The sequence below is a fragment of the Evansella sp. AB-rgal1 genome (assembly GCF_041820985.1).
Classification (GTDB): domain Bacteria; phylum Bacillota; class Bacilli; order Bacillales; family Salisediminibacteriaceae; genus Evansella.
The window spans coordinates 238,394-255,216 of sequence record NZ_JBGUAU010000002.1; the positions used below are offsets into that span (position 1 = coordinate 238,394).

The window sequence follows — 16,823 nt, forward strand, 5'->3', positions numbered from 1 at the left end:
GATTAGATATGATTAGATTTCCTAAACCAACAGTAGAACAATTTTTCCAAACTTATAATATAACAAACTTCACAATTAGTGATGATGAATCAAGGCTGTTATTCTCTACAAACTTAAATGGAAAGATGAATGTTTGGGGAATGGATTTACCACAACGTTATCCTTATTTATTTGCAAATACGGAACAAGCTTGTAGCTTTTTAAAAACAGACCCGAATAAAAAGTATGTTTTAGGCGGATTTGATACAGATGGAGACGAGAATTACAAAATAGTTGCTTTTCCATATGCAGGTGGAAATGGAAAGGTGATTTTGGGCGAAAATAAGAAAGAGAAGTATTATTATGCATCGTTAAGTGAAGATGGAAAAAGACTTTACTATATCACTAGTGAAGAGAATCCACAGTTTCTTAATGGGTTTGTATATGACTTAGAAAAAGAACAAAGTGAGAATTTATACACAGGAGAAAATGCACCCACATTTATTTCTACTGTTTCTCAAAACGAAAATTACATAGTATTAATACAAATGTTTGCAAATACATACAAAGTAGGTTATTTAAAAGATCGTACAACAGGAAAATCCATATGCTTATCTCAAGATGCTAAGGATATCCATGAATTTAACGATGCTATTTTTATCTCTGACGAAGAACTACTTTTCGTAACGAATGAACAGTCGGAATATAATTATATTGTTAAATATCACATTTCTACAAAGAAGAGAGAAGTATTATGTCAATTTTCCGATGAAAGTGTAACAGGCATTCAATGGCATAAAGATACAAAAACGTTATATATTATCACGGAAAAAGGGGTAGAAGATTATATCTATCGTTTGCAAGAGGAAGATACGGAACCAGTTTCAGTCGGGTGTCCTTTAGATACGATTGATATGGTTAAAGTTTCCAATAGTGGAAATGTTTATGTATTAGGGAGGGGTGCGACACAACCATTTAATATTTATCGATTGAATGATGACTCATGGGAGCAATTAACTGATAATCGTGTATTAGGCGTAACAAAAGAACAAATGGTAGACCCAGAAGTTGTGACCTATCCTACATTTGATGGGAAGGATATTGAAGCATTATGGTTTAAGGCACATCCAGAGCAAGATAATGGACATGTTATTTTTTGGCCACATGGTGGACCACAAGCGGCTGAGCGGAAAATGTTTAGAGCAATGTTTCAATGTTTCATAAACAGAGGTTATTCTATCTTTGCTCCCAACTTTAGAGGTAGTACAGGCTATGGTGCAACATTCAAAAAACTTGTGGAACAAGATTGGGGAGAAGGTCCTAGGTTGGACTGTGTTGCAGGGATAGAATGGTTATTTTCAACAGGAAAATGTAAGCGAGATCGACTGTTTGTTTTAGGGGGAAGTTACGGAGGATATATGACGTTATTATTAGCAGGACGTCATCCTGAATATTTCCGTGGTGTAATTGATATATTTGGTGTTTCAAATTTATTTACCTTTATTAACTCTGTACCTGAACATTGGAAACCAATTATGGAGAGATGGGTTGGTGATCCAGAGCGTGATAAGGAACGTTTGGAGAAAGATTCTCCAATTACGTATTTATCTACGATGACTAAGCCCATGTTAGTTATCCAAGGTGCAAATGATCCGCGTGTAGTGAAAGAGGAATCAGATCAAATTGTTCATGCACTTAAAAAACAAGGAACAGAAGTGGATTATCTCGTATTAGAGGACGAGGGTCATGGTTTTTCTAAAAAAGAAAATGAAATTGCAGTATATAAAAAAATATTAGATTTTTTACAAACACATACCAGTAAGTAAACGGATCCAATTTTAACTAGTTGATGGTTTGACAATGGTTGTTTTCTTTGTCAGACCATCTTTTTAAAGGATAAGAATTTATAAAATTTATTTGAACTTAGAAAGGTGTCTAGCTCCAGGCGCCAGGACCTCTTGTCAATAAACTGGCCGATTAAAAAGTAAAAATCACTTTTTATCGTCCAGAACATTAGCATTTCGGTCCTGAGAGGGCGCCTTGCACTTTTCTTATAAGGGGGTTCTTGAATGAACCGAGGGAAAAGTTATCGAGTTCTTACTGTCATTTTCTTTATTGCTTTTATTAGTTTCATAACTCGCTCTCTGCTTTACTTATTCTTCTCTGTGATAATGGCTTTTATTATCATCATATTGCTCCGAAAAGATGCTTCAAAAAGAAAGCGAGAAACTCCTATTTTTTCCAACAGAAGACAAAATGATAAGTCATCTAATTATAGCCTCGTTACGATGATTATATTTATTATCGGTCTATTTATGCTACTGTATGGTTTTTCAGGTGTGTTTCTAAGTGACAATCTCTTTCGTACCATGGGAGTAATGGTAGAAGAACTATTCGTACACATACTTTTTCTACTTATAGGATTGTTTCTAACCATTTATAGCTTAACAGTAATACTTGTTTCATGGTTAAGAAACTAAGTTATCACGCAGTTTCCCTTTTTTCTTTTCAGATTAGGCATCATTCTGTATAATAAATACTTAGAGAGTCGAAATAATGAGAAGGTGTTTATTATTAACAGAGAGAAACGAAATTTGCTAATTATGTGTATTGCAAATTTCTTTGTGGCAGCAAGTGCAACAATGGTATTACCTTTTTTATCTTTATATATTGAAACATTCGGCAATTTTACGGATGCCTATGTACAACGATGGTCAGGCTTTGTTTTCGGTATTACTTTTCTAGTGGCATTTTTTGTCTCCCCTTTTTGGGGGAGGTTTGGAGATAAGTTTGGTCGCAAAAAAATACTATTATTAACAGGATATGGAATTGCTATTTCTATTTTTCTGATGGGATATGTTCAATCCGTAGTAGGATTGTTTATCCTTCGTTTTTTTATGGGGATTGTTACAGGATTTGTTCCAATGTCCATGGCGTTGATATCCGCACAAACAAAAAAAGAAGAAGCTGGTCGTGTTTTAGGTACTCTTCAAATGGGAACTGTTTCTGGAGGTTTAATTGGTCCATTACTTGGTGGAGCATTAGCTGATACTTTTGGTTTTACATATACATTTCTTCTCACTGCAGTCATCATTTCCATCGCTACCACGATTGTGTTCGTTGGAATTAAAGAAAAAAGAATGGTGAACCATGACAAAAGCAAAGAGAAACGAAGTATGGCAGAAGTTATGAAACTCATTGTAACAAATCGAATATTGTTTATTACAATGATAATATCTTTCATTATTCAAACAGCAAACTTCAGTATACAACCTCAATTAGCTTTATATGTAAATCAGCTTTTGCAAGCAGAGAATATTGCCTTTTTAGCAGGGTTAGCTTTTTCAGTAACGGGGTTTGGAAATTTCTTAGCTAAAAGGTCATGGGGAATATTAGGAGACCGTATCGGACATGAAAAGGTTTTATTATTATGTCTCTGTCTCGGTGGAGTCTTTTTTCTTCCTCAAGCATTTGTTACGAGTTTATGGCAATTAGTTATCCTCCGCTTTCTGTTTGGTGTTGTTATAGGGGGGATTATTCCTTGTGTAACAGCTTATATACGAAGAGCTGTTCCATTATCTGTACAAGGAGAAGTATTAGGATACAATCAGAGCTTTCGTTTCTTAGGAAATGTAGTTGGTCCAGTTTCAGGTGGTATTATCTCAAGTGTATGGAGTATATCTTCCGTTTTTTACTTTTCATCAGCATTATTTTTTATAGCTGCAGTAGCATTATGGATTACATTAAATAAGGAATCAACCTTAGTGAAAAAGAACAAAGATTCACAGTTTCTTAACATAGGGCACTAAAAAGTTTGCTTGCTTTTGACTTCTGGAGCGACCTTTCTTAACATCCAAGAGAATATTGCTTTTTTAGACATGCAATATCATGCTAGAATAGTAGGAAAGTAGAAAAGTGATTGTTGCCTTTCGAAGGAGTTGTTCCCTGATGATATTAACAAAAAAAGAAAAACAACTTTTAATACGAGTATTAAAAAAAGAGAAGTTGCGAATGTTTGGAATAAAAGAAAACAAACAGGAAATAAAACAACTAATTGATAAATTAGAACAAAATGTTAGGAATGAAAAAGTAAATAAAGTAAAACCAACAAAACTATGATAAAAGCCATTGTTAAGAATGGCTTTTTATATTGAATAAATTAATTGACCTAGAAAAGCGAGTGGACTGGAGCGAATGGAATAAAGACCGACAAAATAGTAATACTAGATAAGTTTGAAAACCGCTAATTGGCGTATTTTCAGGGTAGACACCCATGCAAGTGTAAATTTGCACCATGAAGAATGAAAATACCCTGTGAAGCTGCTTATAGTACTATCAATTTACTATGGAATGAGCGTAAGCCCCGAGACTCCAGTGGGAGGCAGAGCAGGGGCGAGACCCCGCAGAGCTTTACTCGAGGACGGCTCGGCAGCTCCCCACAGGAAAGCGAGTGGGCTGAAGTGAATGGAATACAAACAAAGTGGTTAATACTAGATAATTTGTATCAGCTTGGAGAACGAGTATTTTCAGGGTAGACCTTACTAATATACATTTGTATCATGAAGAAGCCAAAAAGTAGCCAAACAACAAACACATAATATAAAATATCTATGGAACGATAAAATTGGAGTGATCAATATTGAAAAACTTATGGAACATCATTTTAGAAAATGATAAAAAAACAGTTCTTATCCTTACAATTGTAATCAACTTGCTAGTTGTTCTATTGTCCTTTTTACCTGGCTATGAAGGAGAACTACCTTACTTGGTGAAACAATTGCCATTACTAAATGCAACCCTAAATAGCTTTACATTCTTATTTTTAGTCTGTGCATTAATTGCAATACTTAAGAAGAACGTAACGTTACATCAGCGCTTTATCTATGGAGCTTTTTCTACAACAACTCTATTTTTGTTCTCTTATGTAACGTATCATTTTCTCGCAGAATCAACAACATACGGTGGAACAGGAGCGATTGCAGGATTTTATTACTTTATTTTAATAACACATATCCTTTTAGCCATTATTATAGTTCCATTAGCCTTACTTAGCTTTTTCTCTGGTTTCAAAGGTGAAAAAGTAAAGCATCGTAAATTAGTAAGGTGGACAATGCCATTATGGCTTTATGTAAGCTTTACGGGAGTGTTAGTTTATATTTTAATTTCTCCCTACTACACCTAATAGTATAGAGAGTACCAATTTTTTTCCTTACCTTTATAGAAGTGAATTAGCGTTTCCAAGTTAACCTTGGTTAAACGCTTTTTTTGATTCTAATACTAAATTCCCTATTACATAGCTCTTTCTTATATAGGGTATCCTAATCAAAACAATATTTACAAAGGGGAGTACGTATGAACGCATTACGGAGGTTAACAATCGGTTTCAGTATAGTTCTCCTAACAGTATTAGGATTGTGGTTTGTATCAGATCATACAGAGGAAGAAGATCAAGTTACTGAATATTCTACATTACGTGCTGCCATGGATGATATTATGGCAGAGGACTTAAAAGTAACGATTCAAATGTTCCTTTATCAAATAGAAGAGGATATTAGAGGGTGGGATAAAGAAAGTTGGAGTGATGAAACAGTTAGAACAAGAATGCTAAAGGAAGTAGAAGATCATCCACATATACTTGGTTTTTATTATAAGCATGATGGGATGGAATACACAGTAGGAAATGTGACGGAAGATTACGAACAAAGATTTGTTCATAGAAAGGATAATGGAATAGCTTTATCAGATCCCTTTATCGATCACGGAAAAAAGCATATTTTAATGGGGAAGATAGATATTGAAGAAACATATGTAGCAGAAGTAGATTTATCTTTCATAGAAAATTTTGTAAAAGATACTGCAGCTGTAGCAGATTCCAATGGACAATTTTTTATAGGAGACGGAAAAATAGATGTATCTTTGGAAAAAGAAGAAGCTGAACTACCTTATGCTCGTAAAGAAATTCCTGAAATTGGTTGGAATTTGTATGTTCAAAGTGAAGAATCGGATGAATCAGAGGAACATTACAAGCAAGGAGAAGTAATAATTGAATTAGAACCCAACATCAATGATAAACAATGGGCTGAGGAGCAAAATGTAACGGTTATTGATCGGATAAATAGTAAAATTGTAGTGAGATCACCGAATAGTTCCACAGAACAATTAATGGAGAAGTGGGTCCACGATAATTCCGTAGTCTATATGGAGCCCAATTTCATGTATTCCAAGCAAACAATTGATTATCGAAAACGCCCACGCCGATCTCTCAATTATTTTGGTCCAATGGATAATTTGCAACAACCAAATGATGAATTCTATGAACCTTATCAATGGAACTTATCACAAATTTTTGCAGACGAAGCATGGAATGTTACTATTGGAAAAACGGGTGTACCTATTGCAATAGTTGATAGTGGTATAGATGGAGAACATTTAGATTTAGCAGAAAAAATAACGGATGGATTTAATGCTTTTGAAAATAATGGGGCATATCATGATGAACACGGACATGGAACTCATGTAGCAGGCATAGCTGCAGCTATCACAAACAATTTGGATGGAATTGCGGGAGTTTCCTGGAACAATCCAATATTAGCTGTTAAATCCTTAGACCATAATGCGGAAGGTAATTCTTTATCTATAGCGAAAGGAATAATTTGGGCTGTTGATAATGGAGCGAAAGTAATTAATTTAAGCCTGGGAGATGCACATGATTCTGATATTATGTATGAGGCAATTAGGTATGCTTATGAAAATGACGTTGTCTTAATTGCGGCTTCGGGAAATGATAATGTTGAAATACCGATGTATCCTGCAGCCTATAAAGAAGTGTTAGCTGTAGGGGCTGTAGACCCTCATCGAGAAAGAGCTTTTTTTTCGAATTACGGAAATCATATTGATGTTACTGCTCCTGGTGAACATATCCCTAGTACGTTTTTAAGTAATCAGTACGTCATGATGAGTGGAACATCCATGGCTGCCCCTCATGTTGCTGGCATGGCGGGATTGATACGCTCCGTAAATCCAGAGCTTACAAACGAAGAAATTTATACAATTATTCGAAACACAAGTGATGACTTAGGAGAACAAGGGTATGACCCTTTTTATGGATATGGAGAGATCAATATGAAACAAGCTTTAGAAGAAATAAGACACTAATACAAAAAGGGCGACATCAAAGTGAATTCACATTAATGAGTCGCCCTACTTTTAATTAATTAAATGAAAGTCTTTGTTGATTCATAGTAAACGTCCTTATTTTTGTAAAGGCTTATCTGTCACCTTTTGTTGGTACGTAAAAATAAGCTTGTCCAATTCTTCGGAACAGCGAAGTGTATCAGTTGAAGATAGCCCTGTTTTTTTAGCTATATTTAATAGTTCTTTCCTTTTGGATTCAATTCTACATGTCATCTTCATAGGAACACTCTTTCTTTATGTGGTATTCCTATTATGATACAGACTTGGCAAAAGGAAAAGGGATTCTCAAAAACTAGTCAATATATCCCTTTTTATTACATGTTTCGACAATATTAATACTCTATCTCATCTTCTTGTTTTGGTTGTATAGGTCGATCTTCCTGTAAATATACTTGATAATGTAGTTTTTTCTCTTTCTTTTTCTCTTTTGAATGTGTCTGTTTTTCTTTAGATGTTTGGTTATTTTGGTTCATTCAGAATGCCTCCTTATGAGATGATCTCTTACTATGTTTCTCCAAACAGGCATGATGTATTATTTTATTGTTTTCTTTTTTGTAATGTAATTAATTTATAAGCCAATATAGCTAAATGTAAGTTCATCCGATCATCTGGTGACTGTAAACTATAACCTGTTCTTTTTTCAATCTGTGACAACCTATATTTTAAAGTATGACGGTGAATATAAAGGTGAGAGGCTGTTTGTTGTATATTACAATTATGAGCAAGGAACGTTTCTAATGTTAAGAGTAAATCAGTACGATGTTGTTTTTTACTGATAACATTTCCAAGATATTTTTCATAAAAAAGTTCTAACGAAATACCTGATTCCTGCATTTGAATAAGCATTTGATAAAAACCTAATTCATCAAAATGTACGATAGATGAATTGTTCAATAGTAATGGTGAATAGAGAACAGCGTATTCTGCTTCTTTCGCACTTTGGGAAATATGATGTAAATCTTCATATGGGCTACCTATTCCAATAAAGATGGGGAAAGTAAAATGACGAGACCAGCGTTCGTGTATAGATGCCGCGATTTTTTTTAGCGCTTCTTTCTCTACCATTTGATTGTCTGCGTCTACTTCAATTAACGCAAAAAGGGAATTGGTTTTTGGTAAAAGTATATGTTGTCGATGTGATTTTTGAAATGATTGAGAAACTACATAATGCAAATGATTTGTTGAATCCTCTGAAATAGTTAGTAATTTTTCATCAATGTCGAACTTAAAAAATAAAGCTGCCTGGGGCTTGGTTAGGTCATAACCTAATTTTTTCCCTCTTTTCATAGTCACGTCCTTATTTAACTGTTCCTTCATAATTATTTCTTCTACTAACTCCCCTTGAAGTCTCACACGAGTTTCTTCCACTGCATATTGCTTCACTAACTCAATGCCAATTAAGGTGGATACATGATCCATGATGATATCGTCCATTTCCGTCCATACTTCTTTTCTGTGAATAGCAAGTAAATAACCATATGTAAAGGATTCTGCTTTTATTGTACTTCTAAAACAGTGACAACCATTTAAGGTAAATGTCTTCTGGGAAGGATCATACGAAAGTTCATTAAATATATCTCCTAAGTCTCTTGTATCGTTGTTTACCGTAATATGCTGTTCAGTAATATGTATGTGATGTGTAGATAGTACCTGTGAAGCAAGGCGATGACCTAAATCATCAAAGACAACCAAACTTGAGTTAGTTAATGGGCTCAATTTTTGTAAAACTTCATTTAAACCACCATTATTTAAAGCTAATTTCGTCATTTCTTTATGTATATTTAAGGAATCCTCAAGCAACCGCATTTGTTGATTCCCTATTTGTTCCACGATCGCCTTTGTAATTGTAGAAAAATTGATGGATGTTGGTATTTCGATTATAGGTAATCCATGTTTATCTGATGCAACCAAAATATTCGGCGGTATTGTATCTAAATAAAAACCAGTATATATAGCAATACCAGATAGCTGATTTTCTTGAATAAGTTCAATCATTCTTTCTTCGTATTTCTTATGTTTCTCTAGACCATATCCTGTGGTAACTATAAACTCTCCAGCTTGGAACCTACTTATATCTTCAATTATTTCAATAGTAGTAATCCACTTAATGGCACGGTCCATGCCTGATTGACCAGCAATTAGTTTTGTACCCTTCATAGCGGGAAGTTTCATTGCTTCTTGAATTGTTAACATGCTAGTACCTCCTTGTCGAGTTTTTTTCTTACACTAATTGAAGTTTTTTATACACTATGTATAAAAATGAAAAGAAAAATTGTGTCAAAAGATTGAATAGTCAGATACTTTATTTCCGAATACCATATGTATATAGGAAATTACACTCTTTAAGTGTACGGATAAGTTACAAATAGTTCAATCATTACATTAGAAACTTTAATTGCAAATGCAAGCAAATCTATTCATATCAGGAGGTGTTTTTATGAAGAGTTTTTTAATTAAGCCATTTCTGGATGAAGAATATCCAATTGCGGATTATGGAAAAGGGATATATTTATATGATTCAAAAGGAAAAGAGTATATTGATGGGTCTTCAGGTGCTGTAACAGCAAGCATTGGTCACGGAGTATTGGAAATAGCTGATGCTATGAAAAAACAGGCAGAAAAGGTATCTTTTGTATACCGTTCTCAATTTACAAGTGAACCGGCGGAAAAATTAGCATTGAAATTAAAGGAATGGGCTCCTGGAGATATTAATTGGTCTTTTTTTGTAAATAGTGGTTCAGAAGCAACGGAAACTGCTTTGAAGGTAGCGATCCAATATTGGCAAGAAAAAGGAAAACCTTCAAAAACAAAGATATTATCTAGATGGATGAGTTATCACGGAATAACTCTCGGGGCATTATCCATGTCTGGTCACGTTGGACGAAGAGCACGGTTTGTTCCTCTGTTAGAAGATTTCCCAACGATAGAAGCTCCATACTGTTATCGGTGTCCTTTTCAACAGACACATCCTGAATGTGGAGAAATGTGTGCTACAGAGTTAGATCGTGCTATAAGGAGAATTGGTTCAGAGCATATTGCTGGATTTATTGCAGAACCGGTTATAGGGGCATCAGGTGCAGCTGTAGTTCCACCTCCTGGGTATTATGAAAAAATTCGAGAAATATGCGATCATCATCATATTTTATTTATAGCTGATGAAGTAATGACTGGTATTGGGAGATGTGGAGAAAAGTTTGCCATTAATCATTGGGGAGTAACTCCAGACATTTTGGCAATAGGAAAAGGTCTAAGTGCAGGCTATGCCCCTCTTGCTGCAACCATGATTAGTGATAAAGTAATGGATCCTATCTTTCATGGTTCAAAGTTAATTATGAGTGGACATACGTTTAGCGCAAATCCTCAATCTGCTGCAGCAGGATTAGCTGTTCTAGAGTTTTTGGAGAAACATAATATCGTAAATCAAGTAGGAAAGAAAAGTACGTTTTTACTGAACGAATTAAAGAAAATACAAAATAAATATCCTATTATCGGTGATGTAAGAGGTTTGGGGTTACTCACTGGCATTGAATTTGTTTCCAATATATTTAACAAAATTCCTTTTTCCTCGGAAGTAAACGTAACAAAATCCGTTATAACGAAAGCAATGGAAAAGGGGTTACTAGTTTATCCCGCTTCGGCTGGAATTGATGGGGCAGGGGGAGATGCAGTAATCATTGCACCACCATTAACAATAAAAATAGATGAGCTAGTTAAACTTCTATCTCTTTTTGAGGAGGTAGTTAAAGAAATTCAAGAAGAACTTCAATTAAAAGGATATTTTCATTCTGCAGTTTAGAAGGGGAGATTAGTGTGGGGGAAATGGTACAAAGAATATCAAAGGTTATTTCATTACAAGAAGCGGGGAAAAAAGTGAAAAGCGGGATGACTGTCATGATTGGTGGTTTTGGAGGAGTTGGCAATCCACCTACCTTAATTGATGAATTAATGAAACAAGGAACAGATCAATTAACCGTCATTTGTAACGATTCCGGGTTTCAGAACATTGGAGTTGGAAGGTTAGTAACAGACCGTCGAGTAAAGAAGCTTATTGCAAGTCACATCGGCTCGAATCCAAATGCAGGGAAGCAAATGACAGACGGAGAATTAGAAGTTGTTTTTTCTCCACAAGGTACATTAGCGGAGCGGATTCGAGCTGGAGGAGTAGGGTTAGGTGGAATATTAGTAGATGTAGGAATAGATAATCCAATCGTGGAGGAAAACAAGCAAAAAGTTACAATAGCAGGTAAGGATTTTCTAGTGGAAACAGCATTAACGGCAGATGTATCTTTAGTGCATGCAAAAAAAGCGGACGAATTTGGCAATTTAGTTTTTGATACAAGTGCCAGAAATACAAATCCATTAGTTGCAATGGCAGGAGATATTACCATTGCAGAAGTAGATGAAATTGTTAAAAACGGGGAGTTAGATCCAGAAGAGATAGTTACACCAGGGGCTTTTGTTGATTTTATCGTACGAAGTGAAGGGGTGAACTGGAAATGGGCTTGGGAAAAGATATAAGACATAGTATAGCAAAACGTGCTGCAAAAGAAATTAAGCCTGGAATGATCGTCAATTTAGGAATTGGCATTCCAACATTAGTTGCAGATTATGTTGGAGATATTCCTGTTATGTTTCATGCGGAAAACGGTGTGTTAGGAACAGGACCTAGTCCAGAGAAAGGAAAAGAAAATCCTAATTTATGTAATGCTGGAGGTTTTCCCATAACGACGATTCCTGGTGCTTCCTATTTCGATAGTGCTACTGCGTTTGCTCTCATACGTAGAGGGTTTTTAGATATGACAATTCTAGGAGCTCTTGAGGTTAGTGAAAAAGGAGATTTAGCGAACTGGATCGTACCAGGAAAACGAGTCCCCGGAATGGGAGGTGCTGTAGAGTTAGCACAAAAAGCAAAAAAGGTCATTATTTTAATGAATCATACTGATAAATATGGAAACCCCAAGATAGTGAAACAATGTGAACTGCCAGTAACAGCACCAAGGTGTGTAGATATGATTATTACTGATATGGCAGTTTTTTCTATCACAAAGAAAGAACTTGTATTAGAAGAAGTGTTTGAGCCATATACCATAGATAATATAATAGAAAAAACCGCAGCAACAGTAAAAGTGAAGAATTCAATTAAAACTGATTATTAAAGGAGGGATCTTATGGATGCTTATTCAAAAATAAAGTCTTGGATGAAAGAAAATGAAAAGGAATTAATACAACTATTAGTAACAATGGTGCGTGAGCCATCAACACAAATAAACGAAGCAGGTGTTCAACGAATTGTGGAAGAGTTTTTACTGAATATGGACTATAAAGTAGATAAATGGGAGTTAGGAGGAGAGGAATTACTTACCCATGAAGAGTTTCTCTCTGCTAGAAGTTCTTTTCATGGAAGTCCTAATGTCGTAGGTGTTCGTAAAGGTGATGGAAACGGTCATTCAATCGTATTAAACGGACATGTAGACGTTGTTCCTGAAGGAGATTTATCTGATTGGGAGGAAGACCCTTTTTGCGGAAAAATAAAGGATGGAAAAATCTTTGGACGTGGTTCAACAGATATGAAAGGCGGAAATGCTGCAATGCTTTTTGCTTTAAAAGCATTGCAAGAGTTAAAGCTTCCTCTGAAAGGGGATGTAATCTTTCATAGTGTAATAGAAGAAGAAAGTGGAGGAGCTGGAACACTAGCGGCAATACTTCGCGGCTATACGGGAGATGCTGCCATTATTCCGGAACCAACAAAAATGAAGATCTTTCCGAAGCAACAAGGGTCCATGTGGTTTCGACTCCACGTAAAAGGTGCGTCTGCACATGGAGGTACTCCCTATGAAGGTACCAATGCTATAGATAAAGCACAAATCGTTCTAACTTCGTTAAAAAAACTAGAAAAAATTCGTAATGATAGAATTACCGATCCATTATTTGAAAAGATGCCAATTCCTATTCCCATAAATGTAGGAGTAATCGAAGGAGGGGATTGGCCATCTTCCGTTCCAGACCTAGTGAAAATTGAAGGTAGATGTGGTATTTCTCCAGAGGAAACCGTAGAGGAAGCGAAACAAGAGTTTACAGAATGGATTGGACAATTAGGGGAAGAAGATGAATGGTTTAAGAAACATCCTGTGAAACTTGAGTGGTTTGGTGCTCGTTGGTTTCCTGGTTCCATTGATTCGGAACACCCGTTAATGACGAAACTCACGGCGAACTTTCAAAAGGTTATTGGCAAAGAACCAGTTATTGAAGCGGCACCTTGGGGCACAGATGGAGGATTACTAACTGCAGTAGGAAATACACCATCCATTGTATTTGGACCAGGAGTTACAAATATGGCTCATTTTGCTAATGAATATATAGAAATAGAAAAAGTACTTCAATGTGCAGAAATAATAGCGTGTACAGTATTTGATTGGGTAAATGTAGAAAAAGAGGGGAGATAACAAGTATGGAAAAAGAGAAGCTTTCAATGATGACAAGTATCCCTGGTCCACAAAGCAAAGAATTATTAGAGCGTCGGAAAAGAAATATTCCGAGAGGGCCATTTAACACTGCTTTAACATTTGCAAAACAGGGAAGAGGAGCAATATTAGAGGATGTAGACGGAAACCGTTTCATCGATTTTGCTGGTGCAATTGGTTCACTAAATGTAGGTCATTGTCCTCCCAACGTAGTTGATGCTTTAAAAGAACAAATGAATCATTATCTTCATCCTTGTTTTCATGTAATGATGTATGAACCTTATGTCCAACTAGCAGAAAAATTAAATGAAATAACTCCAGGTGACCATCATAAAAAGACATTTTTTCTAAATAGTGGAGCAGAAGCTGTTGAAAATGCTATAAAGATTGCTCGTAAATATACGGGAAGAAAAGCGGTTGTCTCCTTTGAGAGAGGGTTTCACGGTCGTACCTATATGGCTATGTCGTTAACAAGTAAAGTAAAGCCATATAAATATGAGTTTGGTCCATTTGTGGGAGAAACATATAAAATGTCGTATCCTTATTATTATCGTAAGCCAGAAGGAATGTCGAACGCGGATGTAGACAAAGAATGTATTCAACGTTTGGAGACATTCTTTCTATCAGAAGTTTCAGCAGAAGAAACAGCGGCCATTATCATGGAACCAATTCAGGGTGAAGGTGGATTTGTAGTTCCTAGCAAAGAGTTTGTGAGAAAGGTAAAGGAGATATGCGAAAAGCATGGAATAGTATTTATAGCGGATGAAGTTCAAACTGGTTTTGGAAGAACAGGTCATTTATTTGCATCAGAATATTTTGGAATTGTACCAGACCTGATAACTATGTCCAAATCTCTTGGTGCTGGATTACCGATCAGTGCTGTAACTGGTCGAGCAGATATAATGGATGCCCCTGGAGCAGGAGAAATTGGTGGAACGTATGGTGGGAGTCCATTAGGTTGTATTGCAGCATTAAAAGTAATCGAAATGATGCAAGAAGAGAAACTACCACAACGAGCAAATGAGATTGGGAAAAAGGTAATGAAAACTTTTGAAAATTATAAGAATACGTATGAGGAAATCGGTGATGTACGTGGTCTCGGTGCCATGAATGCGATGGAGCTTGTAAAAAATAAGGAATCAAGAGAGCCAAACAAAGAGTTAACGCAACAAATTATTCAAGCTTGTATTCAAAAGGGCCTAATCATTATGGGCGCAGGGTTGTATGGCAATGTTCTTCGTATATTATCTCCTCTTGTAATAGTTGATAGTCAATTAGAGGAGGGGTTGGTGATATTGGAATCTGTTATTGATGAATATTGTACAAAGATGTGAGGAGGCATATCATGAAACAGCAATTGTTTATTGGTGGTGAGTGGCAAGAAGGAAACAATTATCAAGACCTAACTTCCCCATTTTCTGAAAAAGTTATTGCTCACATTCCAATGGCTTCGTTGGAAGAAGTGGACCGTGCTGTGGAAGCGGCAGTAAGTGCTAAATACGTAATGAAAAAGTTACCTGCATATAAACGTGCTGAGATATTGGAGAATGTTGTAAAACTTTTAGAAGAAAATCGAGAGAAATGCGCCAGAATTATTGCGGAAGAAGCAGCAAAACCTATTCAAACAGCTCGCGCAGAAGTGGCAAGAACCATTATGACCTATAAGTTTGCTAGTGAGGAAGCTCGAAGATTACCAAACGAAATGGTTAATATGGATGCTGCTCCAGGAGGAGAGGATCGAATTGCATATGTTCTAAGGGAACCAGGTGGGGTTGTTGGAGCTATTACTCCTTTTAATTTCCCTATGAATCTTGTAGCTCATAAATTAGGGCCTGCGATTGCATCAGGAAATCCAGTAATACTAAAACCAGCATCACAAACACCATTATCAGCTTACTTTATTGCTGATTTGTTTGATAAGGCAGGTTTACCTAAAGGAGCATTAAATGTCATCACTGGGAAAGGCAATATTGTAGGAGAGGCGTTAATTACAGACCCTAGAGTTAATATTATTACATTTACAGGAAGTCCAGAAGTGGGGATTTCCATAAAAAACAAAGCTGGTCTAAAAAAAGTAACGTTAGAACTAGGATCAAATTCAGCTGTTATCATCGACCATGATGTGAACATAGATGAATTAATTGATCGGATTGTAATGGGGGCTTTTGGATATCAAGGACAAGTGTGTATATCTCTGCAACGTATCTATGTACATGAAACATTAAAAGAAGAGTTAATTTCTAAATTAAAAGAGAAATCAAAGGCGTTACAGCTAGGTGATCCTTTAGATGAAGCAACAAATATTTCTGCACTTATTACTCCGAGTGACTGTGAGCGGGTACTTTCATGGATAGAAGAAGCAGTATCCTTAGGTGCAAAAGTAGCTACTGGAGGAGAAAGAATAGGGAATATCATTCAGCCAACAATTATGATTGATCCTCCGAGTAACACGAGTGTTTCTTGTAAAGAGGTATTTGGTCCTGTAGTTACAGTAAATGGATTTACTGATTGGTCTGATGCCATTGCAGAAGTAAATAACTCAGAGTTTGGTCTACAAGCAGGAGTATTTACTTCTAATCTATCGAAAGCATTCCAAGCATCGGATGATTTAGAGGTTGGTGGCGTCATGATTAACGATATTCCAACATTCCGAGTGGATCATATGCCGTACGGAGGAGTAAAGAAAAGTGGATTCGGACGAGAAGGAATTAAATACGCCATAGAAGAAATGACAGAAATGAAGTTAGTATCATTTAAGAGATGATAACAGGAACTGCTTGAAACGAATAAATATACGCCAGTAAAGAGAGTAATTAGTCTGATACACGTATTTTCATAATAGACCTCCATGTAAGAGAAAACTTACACCATGGCGTATGAAAATACATTATTAGATGATTAAGTAACATCAACTTTCTATGGAATGAGCGTAAGTCCACGAACTCCAGTGGGAAGTAGAGTAGAGGCGAGACACCGTAGCGACGTAGTCGTGGAGGGGGCTCGGCAACTCCCCACAGGAAAGGAGTGGACAGAAGCGAATGGAATACAAACCAACAATATTAGGAATACTAGATAAATTAACCACCAATTGAGATTACGTATTATACGAGGGTAGACTCCCATGAAAGTGAACATTTTCACCATGGCGTATGAAAAAACATTATTAGATGATTAAGTAACATCAACTTC

Annotated in this window: 15 protein-coding genes; 12 read left to right on the forward strand and 3 right to left on the reverse strand. The window is 36.0% G+C overall.

All coding sequences use genetic code 11. The features are described from left to right. The first annotated feature begins 8 nt into the window (after positions 1-8). The 6 genes from ACERII_RS02760 (at position 9) to ACERII_RS02785 (ending at position 7,134) form a co-directional block, all read left to right on the forward strand. Entirely contained in the window at positions 9-1,805 is a 1,797-nt protein-coding gene (locus tag ACERII_RS02760; RefSeq protein WP_373639901.1) for a S9 family peptidase, read from the forward strand. 243 nt (positions 1,806-2,048) lie between these two features. Then, a complete protein-coding gene (locus ACERII_RS02765; protein WP_373639902.1) occupies positions 2,049-2,459 on the forward strand; it encodes a hypothetical protein in 411 nt (136 codons plus the stop codon). Between the two features lie 123 nt (positions 2,460-2,582). Next, positions 2,583-3,788 carry an MFS transporter gene (locus tag ACERII_RS02770; protein WP_373639928.1) on the forward strand — a complete coding sequence of 402 codons (1,206 nt, stop codon included), beginning with the start codon at positions 2,583-2,585 and terminating at the stop codon, positions 3,786-3,788. A gap of 139 nt (positions 3,789-3,927) precedes the next feature. Beyond that, the gene (locus tag ACERII_RS02775; RefSeq protein WP_373639903.1) at positions 3,928-4,098 is read left to right on the forward strand and encodes a hypothetical protein; all 171 of its coding nucleotides are present in this window, start codon (positions 3,928-3,930) and stop codon (positions 4,096-4,098) included. Between the two features lie 520 nt (positions 4,099-4,618). Next, positions 4,619-5,161, forward strand: a complete 543-nt coding sequence (locus ACERII_RS02780; protein ID WP_373639904.1) for a DUF420 domain-containing protein — start codon at positions 4,619-4,621, stop codon at positions 5,159-5,161. Between the two features lie 170 nt (positions 5,162-5,331). Then, positions 5,332-7,134: a S8 family peptidase gene (locus ACERII_RS02785; protein WP_373639905.1), complete on the forward strand. Its 1,803-nt coding sequence runs from the start codon at positions 5,332-5,334 to the stop codon at positions 7,132-7,134. Positions 7,135-7,230: 96 nt separating this feature from the next. Here the strand turns inward: ACERII_RS02785 and ACERII_RS02790 are convergent, their stop codons facing one another. The 3 genes from ACERII_RS02790 to ACERII_RS02800 all read right to left on the reverse strand — a co-directional run bounded on the left by ACERII_RS02790 (position 7,231) and on the right by ACERII_RS02800 (position 9,366). Continuing rightward, positions 7,231-7,392, reverse strand: a complete 162-nt coding sequence (locus ACERII_RS02790; RefSeq protein ID WP_373639906.1) for an aspartyl-phosphate phosphatase Spo0E family protein — start codon at positions 7,390-7,392, stop codon at positions 7,231-7,233. Between the two features lie 113 nt (positions 7,393-7,505). Next, positions 7,506-7,646, reverse strand: coding sequence for a hypothetical protein (locus ACERII_RS02795; protein WP_373639907.1), 141 nt, complete (start codon positions 7,644-7,646; stop codon positions 7,506-7,508). A gap of 64 nt (positions 7,647-7,710) precedes the next feature. Further along, positions 7,711-9,366: a PucR family transcriptional regulator gene (locus tag ACERII_RS02800; RefSeq protein WP_373639908.1), complete on the reverse strand. Its 1,656-nt coding sequence runs from the start codon at positions 9,364-9,366 to the stop codon at positions 7,711-7,713. A gap of 244 nt (positions 9,367-9,610) precedes the next feature. Here ACERII_RS02800 and ACERII_RS02805 point away from each other — a divergent pair, with 244 nt between their 5' ends. The 6 genes from ACERII_RS02805 to ACERII_RS02830 are packed head-to-tail and all read left to right on the forward strand — an operon-like array spanning position 9,611 to position 16,398. Next, positions 9,611-10,969, forward strand: a complete 1,359-nt coding sequence (locus tag ACERII_RS02805) for an aspartate aminotransferase family protein (RefSeq protein ID WP_373639909.1) — start codon at positions 9,611-9,613, stop codon at positions 10,967-10,969. 23 nt (positions 10,970-10,992) lie between these two features. Beyond that, positions 10,993-11,691 carry a CoA transferase subunit A gene (locus tag ACERII_RS02810; RefSeq protein WP_373639929.1) on the forward strand — a complete coding sequence of 233 codons (699 nt, stop codon included), beginning with the start codon at positions 10,993-10,995 and terminating at the stop codon, positions 11,689-11,691. Continuing rightward, positions 11,670-12,329 carry a 3-oxoacid CoA-transferase subunit B gene (locus tag ACERII_RS02815; RefSeq protein ID WP_373639910.1) on the forward strand — a complete coding sequence of 220 codons (660 nt, stop codon included), beginning with the start codon at positions 11,670-11,672 and terminating at the stop codon, positions 12,327-12,329. The genes ACERII_RS02810 and ACERII_RS02815 overlap by 22 nt, the downstream gene beginning before the upstream one ends. Before the next feature lie 12 nt (positions 12,330-12,341). Next, positions 12,342-13,616 (forward strand): peptidase, encoded by a 1,275-nt coding sequence (locus tag ACERII_RS02820; RefSeq protein WP_373639911.1) that lies wholly within the window; start codon positions 12,342-12,344, stop codon positions 13,614-13,616. Between the two features lie 5 nt (positions 13,617-13,621). Beyond that, positions 13,622-14,968 carry a 4-aminobutyrate--2-oxoglutarate transaminase gene (gabT, locus tag ACERII_RS02825; RefSeq protein ID WP_373639912.1) on the forward strand — a complete coding sequence of 449 codons (1,347 nt, stop codon included), beginning with the start codon at positions 13,622-13,624 and terminating at the stop codon, positions 14,966-14,968. 11 nt (positions 14,969-14,979) lie between these two features. Next, a complete protein-coding gene (locus ACERII_RS02830; protein WP_373639913.1) occupies positions 14,980-16,398 on the forward strand; it encodes an aldehyde dehydrogenase family protein in 1,419 nt (472 codons plus the stop codon). Positions 16,399-16,823 lie beyond the last annotated feature (425 nt).